The organism is Methanobrevibacter sp., assembly GCF_045577275.1.
Classification (GTDB): domain Archaea; phylum Methanobacteriota; class Methanobacteria; order Methanobacteriales; family Methanobacteriaceae; genus Methanobrevibacter.
Genome location: NZ_JAZNIB010000084.1, coordinates 1 through 6,314 on the forward strand (window position 1 = coordinate 1; position 6,314 = coordinate 6,314).

Genomic DNA, 6,314 nt, shown 5'->3' on the forward strand with positions numbered 1-6,314 from the left:
AGGAATTTTTAACATATCTTGAAAATAATGCTGATAGGTATATTGAATTTTTAGGAGTAAGTGGATACTCAGATATAAGAAAAAGAATTAGGAACAATGAAATTCTAAATTGGAAAACATTTTATGAAATAGAAAACAGTATAGAAAAACAAATAGCTGAAGGTACTTATAATAATGAAATAAGTGAAGATGAAGCATTGGAAATAAAAAAGATAGATTTATACTGTTATGTAAAAGATTTACGCATATTAGCGGAAGGTTCTAGTGTCAATGAACCAGTTAGAGAAGAACTAAGAAGATTAATTTCAAATGGTGAATTATCAACAAGAGAAGATATAGACTCTATAAAAGATATATTGATCAAGGAAAAATTGAATGAAATAAAGGCTAATTTCTATAGAAATTAGGACACATGAAAAAATCATTTAAGTATTTATGTTTTGTCAATATAATTTTCATAAAAAGTATCTTTAAGTATGTACTCAAATATATTCAACAAATCCCTTGTTGCCTGTTCAAGCATTTCAACATCTCTAAAACTAGTTTTTCCCCTATGCACAATATTACATCTAAGAGTATAAAAATAATTAAGACAATACTTAGGATTTTCTAAATCAAATTTCTTACTGCTTAAATCATCTGTAGTATATATTACCCTATATTTACTACCATCAGCATATTTCTTCAATGCCTCTTTGAATACATCCTCTTTTGACAGCTCTTCACGATTTTGATGTTCACTTGGCATATTATACCTTAACTTACAATACCTATCAATAGCTGACCACAACAGCATATAATTCATTTGCAAACTGAAAAATCCGGTTTCCCAATTAAAATCTTCTGTTTCCAGATTATGCTTAATCAATTGAATTCCTTCCTTAAATAGAGGATCATTCTTTCCATCATAATTCTCCCTATCACTTGGATCTTCAATTTCATTGCTCCCATTCTTTGGTTTCAATCCAAATAAAACATTTACTTTATCTTGTCCGATATCTATAGTTCCCCATCGGTATAGATTTTTAGAAATTGTGTGACATATTTCTTCATAAGCTTCACTATTATCATTAAAATTGAATACATAACCGCAGGTTCTTGCCCATTCATCCTCTTTAGGAATCAATATAGGAACTCCATCCCTATGTTTCATAGGATAACTTATCTCAGTCTCACTTTTATCCTCAACATAATCTTTTATCTTAGAATAAGCTATCTGTCCTGGTTTAAATATTCCATAAGCAAAGAAAGGCAAATTAATATCTCTTGGCTTTTTTAACCAATTATTTTCTACATAATCACCCATATTATCACCACTTAATTTCTTATTATTTCTCTTGATTTATATAGTTTTTTCACTGAAAACCGAAAAGTATATATACTATGAAAAAGATATAAATAATGTTACAAGAGTAACACCATTTCTTGTAACCAGCTTTAAAAAATTACACCAAAGCTTTCTTTATACAAAAAAAATCACGGAGATGATAACATGACCACTTTAAAATTAACTAGATTAAACGAACCTAACTTTGACGAACTTTACGAAATGAAATCAGCACTCAAGGACTTCCTTGAAGAAAAAGCTGATTCTAAAAACTCTGAATGGATGGAAAATCTAAACACCATATTAGATTTCCAAGACTCAGATGGCAGCTTTAAACTATTTTCCACCTATGAAATCCCATCAGATGCAAGGGTGGACTTCTGCCATGAGCCAACTTACATCTGCTCATCCATTCTCATGAAAGCATACTTAACAGGAGATTCTGAATTAAGACAAAAGATAGAAACTCCACTAATCCACGGATTAGAAAGATGCTGCTGCAGAAACTTAACTGGCCATGGATACGAATCCCTTCAAGGACAAATCGACGCTTTAAACATCTTTATGAAAGGTGGGCTTCGAGAATTCATTGATCTTCACCCAGACTTAAATTCAAAATTCACAGAAATGATATTGAATATCATGGTTGAATTTGATGCTCGTGAAGAGCAGGAAGCTTTCAAAGGCACATGGGGAGAAGACTACAAGGAAGACATACTTGAAATAAACGAATACTTCCACACTAGAAAAGTGTTCGTTTATGGAACACTCATGAATGGAGAAGACAACCACCATTTCCTTGAAAACAGCACCTGCCTTGGAAAAGCTGCCATTGAAGGATATGACATGTATAATGTAGGAGGATGGTATCCTGCAATTATACCTGGAAATTCAAGAATCATTGGGGAACTTTACGAAGTTCCTGAAAATGACATGCCTTCAATAGACATGCTTGAAGGAGAAGGAAGCCTTTACATTCGCAAATGCGAAATTACAACAGGCAATGAAATGGCTTACATCTATGAATACGCTCGAGAAACTGAAGGACTTGACAAAATAGATTCATGGAAGGAATACATCTGGTATGTATCCTATGGAAGCAACATGCTCGAAGAAAGATTCCTTTGCTACATCGAAGGAGGATGCTTTGAGGATGGAGGTTCCTATAACGAGCCTTGCCAAGACACAACTCGCCCACTTGAAAAAAGGGCAATAGACCTCCCATACGACATGTACTTCGGAAACACTTCCGGATCATGGAACGGATGCGGAGTATCCTTCTTGGATACCACTAAAGAAGGCCATGCATTGGGAGTTGCATACCTCATCACAAGAGAGCAATTCGAACATGTGGCTGCAGAAGAAAACTGCGGACGCTTCCCAAATGGAACAGGCTACTGGTATGAAAATATCAGAAACCTTGGAGAAATGGACGGATTCGAAATGGTGACAATTACCAACGATGAATTGAGGCCATACAACGAACCTTGCGAGGAATACTTGAACACTCTTAAAAGAGGAATCAGGGAAAATTGGAAAGAAATGTCTGAAGAAGACATTGAAAACTACCTTGATTCATGCATTAGGGAATTTTAATTCCCCTAACTACTTTTTTTAAAAATAGAAAAATTAATACAATTGAAGAACAAGACTTACAATCAAATCCTTTCCAAAAACAACTTAAACTCATTATGATCCATTATCTCAACCATATCAAACAATCCAAGATCTCTCAATCTATCAAAAGGCTTCCTCAACAAGAACCTATAAGAGCCAACCCTATCAGCAGTAGGATTAATCTTATCGCAAATAGCTACAACTATATAGACTTTCCTTATATTAAACAGAAAATCATTTATATCCAACCTATCGGTAACACCATTCTCATTGCAATAATCCTCATACACCTTAGGAATAGCTAAATTAAGAGATTCAAATGGCTTCAACCTCAACTTATATGAAACCTCATCAGCAAACATGTTATAAACTCTTTTCAACCTTTCATAATACTTCTCAGAACACTTATAGTCCTTATTCATATGATACAGTATCTGCTGAAGCTCACTACGTTTGCTGGACTTATCAATCTGCACACCTTTAAACTCTATGAAATATAGAATTTTTCTCTTTTTATCCAAATAAAGACCGTCTACTGTAGATGGCAGATTACAAATATCAATAGTTTTAACATGTCTTATAATATCATCAAAGGAATACATCATGAAATCACTATCTACCAACGGAACCTTGCTTTTGCTTGTGCATTCCTTTTGTTTAATTGAAGGACATTCCCTATCGTGATATGCACATGGCATTGATATCTCTGAAACAGGTTGATAGAAGTCAACATAGGAAGACAAGAACTTATCAAACTTTTCAATATCATCCATTTTAATCACCATCTAATTTCTTAAACATCAAATCCATCTTTATACCATCAAGGATATCATAAGGCTGGCCGAGGTTTCTATAGATCTCCTCCAGATTATTGGAATCTACAGAGACAATATCATACTGATATCCTTCAGCCTTTTGAGTAAGGTAAAAGTAACTATCATCAATCAAGTCATAATATTGTGAGTAGAGTTCAATGGCTTCAATGAAGAAAGGACTATGAGAAGCTATATAAATGCTTAAATCAAGTTCCTTAACAAGCAAAACAAGAATCTTGGCAAACTTGATCTGCCATTCTGGGTGAAGATTAACCTCTGGTTCATCCATAATAAGGAATGAATTAGGTTCAATCTCATTATTGTTAAGTAGGGTTTGAATGATTGCTACCTGCTTTACTCCTGAAGAAGTGTTCTTCATATGGCTCTTAAATCCATTTTCCCTGACAAAGAACAATTCACCATTTTCTTTCCTTATTTCTCCTCCAAGAATCTCCTTAATGAGCTTTTCAACTTCCAAATCATCCCTATCAGAAGAGCCTTTTATCTCCAATGCATCCTCCAGGCTCTTTACATGTTCAAGGAAATAGGTTCCTCCAACCTTATTGTCAAACAATGAAAAGGAATCAAAATAAAATACCTTATTTAAATCATAAAGTCCCTTTTTTTCAAACTTAAAATTCTTGAAGTCGATTGAATATTCGAAATCTTCTCCATAGACGCATGCATAATCATTGTTTTCCTGAGGACCAGTTATATCAAATTCGGATTCAAGCAAATGAACTATTGTAGAGTCATTTCTAGTTGAAATTGCCCTTAAGAAACAGTACAATAGATTGCTTGTAGTAGATTTGCCTGTACAGTTCTTTCCTCCAATCACATTGATTTTTCCTATATCCATATCAGCATCTTGTATAGAACCTACATTCTTGATTTTAAATTTGAAATTTGACATGATAATCCCCAAGTTATTTTTAATTATACTATGTTTTTTAAAAATTTAAATTTTACCAAAATGAAAAACCTTTATATATGACCAATGCAATAAACATGGTAATTTAAGAAATTAAAAATTATAAATTTTTAATTTATAATTTTATAATTTTATATTTTTATTTAATTTTTTTTATTTTATTTATTAATATATAATAGGTGAAACTATGGTAAGCAAACTTGATAGACTTATGGAAGATTACCACTCCCTAGAATGCGAATTTGACATAGACAAATCAATAGAAGTATGCGAAGAAATACTTAAAATAGACCCAACGCTTATAGAATACAGAGAAAATCTCGCCTCTTCATACTATAATAAGAAGGAATACGACAAATCAATCCAAATATATAATGAATGTTTAGATGATGGAGAGGACAATGACACAATTTACCAAATGATATCACTTGCCTATATCAAAATGAATGAGAGAGAAAAGGCTTTTGAATGCATGAAAAATATTGAAAATGAAGAGGATTACTTGTTATCCCACCTAAGAATCCATAAGGAACTGGCAGAATATGATCAGGCAATCGAATATGGGGACATGGCACTGGAATTGAATCCAGAAAACACTAATGCACTCTATCTTATGACTGAATTATACGATATTCTTGATGATGGAGAAAGATCGGCATTCTATTTTGGAGAACTTGCCAATCTGAATCCGGAGCTGAAATCATTAGAAATAATCAAATTATATGACATGAAAAAATACAAGGAACTGATTGAAACATTCGAAGAGGGGAAAGCTGACGGCATATTCAACAGCGCTTTGGAGGATGAGCTCTTCAATAGCATAATTGGAATGTCTTATTTCCACTTGAAACAACCATATAATTCTTTAAAATATCTTATTTATTCCGATAAGCTCAAAGGCGAAATGGGAAAGAAGGCAACAATAGCTAAAAATTACTTCGACCTATATGAATTCAACAAAGCCTATAAATATTTACGTGAAGGGCTTGAAATGGAACCTTTGAATTATACATTGCTGTTTTTAATGGTTGAAACCAATTACTTTAGAAAAGAGTATATTCAGGCAATCGAATATGCAAACACAATATTGAAAAATTATGGAAATGAAGACATATACCGTGTATTGGCAGCAATATTCTTTGATTTGGGAGATATAAAAGAGGGATGGAAATGCATCTATGCTGGAAGCAGTCCTGAAGATTATAAGGGAGACTATATTTTCAAGATAACCGATGTATTGTCCAAATCAGGCCAATCAGAAAGAGCTCTTAATATATTCCACATATTAGAAGAAAAGATACCTGAATTCCCATTCACCTATATAGAGCGTGCAAAGCACTATAAGAGAATTGGGGAAATGGATCTTGCAAAAAAAGATTTCGATAAATATAATGAACTATGGTTCGGTGATGATTGTAGTTTTGAGGATTTATAAATCCTCCTTTTTTTATTTTTAATTTTTTAAAAAAAAAACAAAACTCCTATTTTTATAAAAATTATTAAATGATTTTAATTTTTCAATTTTATATTAAAATTAGACTTATTTTATAAAATTAACTATATATAACTATTTATAAACAAAATAAAGCCCATAGAAAACTTTAAATAAAAAATAAAACAATAT

6 protein-coding genes are annotated in these 6,314 nt (G+C 32.4%); 3 read left to right on the forward strand and 3 right to left on the reverse strand.

Going from position 1 to position 6,314, the window contains the following annotated elements; genetic code table 11:
• On the forward strand, positions 1 to 407 hold a 407-nt coding region (locus ACKI67_RS02930; protein ID WP_407461906.1), incomplete at its 5' end, for a hypothetical protein.
• A gap of 26 nt (positions 408 to 433) precedes the next feature.
• Here the strand turns inward: ACKI67_RS02930 and ACKI67_RS02935 are convergent.
• Positions 434 to 1,306 carry a hypothetical protein gene (locus ACKI67_RS02935; RefSeq protein WP_407461907.1) on the reverse strand — a complete coding sequence of 291 codons (873 nt, stop codon included), beginning with the start codon at positions 1,304 to 1,306 and terminating at the stop codon, positions 434 to 436.
• A gap of 186 nt (positions 1,307 to 1,492) precedes the next feature.
• Between ACKI67_RS02935 and ACKI67_RS02940 the strand changes: the two genes are divergently transcribed.
• Positions 1,493 to 2,923: a gamma-glutamylcyclotransferase gene (locus tag ACKI67_RS02940; protein WP_407461908.1), complete on the forward strand. Its 1,431-nt coding sequence runs from the start codon at positions 1,493 to 1,495 to the stop codon at positions 2,921 to 2,923.
• Between the two features lie 62 nt (positions 2,924 to 2,985).
• Here the strand turns inward: ACKI67_RS02940 and ACKI67_RS02945 are convergent, their stop codons facing one another.
• Both ACKI67_RS02945 and ACKI67_RS02950 read right to left on the reverse strand, forming a co-directional pair.
• Complete coding sequence (locus tag ACKI67_RS02945) at positions 2,986 to 3,717, reverse strand: hypothetical protein (RefSeq protein ID WP_407461909.1); 732 nt, start codon at positions 3,715 to 3,717, stop codon at positions 2,986 to 2,988.
• 1 nt (position 3,718) lies between these two features.
• Entirely contained in the window at positions 3,719 to 4,672 is a 954-nt protein-coding gene (locus tag ACKI67_RS02950) for an AAA family ATPase (protein ID WP_407461910.1), read from the reverse strand.
• Positions 4,673 to 4,877: 205 nt separating this feature from the next.
• Between ACKI67_RS02950 and ACKI67_RS02955 the strand changes: the two genes are divergently transcribed.
• Positions 4,878 to 6,125: a tetratricopeptide repeat protein gene (locus ACKI67_RS02955; protein WP_407461911.1), complete on the forward strand. Its 1,248-nt coding sequence runs from the start codon at positions 4,878 to 4,880 to the stop codon at positions 6,123 to 6,125.
• Positions 6,126 to 6,314: the final 189 nt, after the last annotated feature.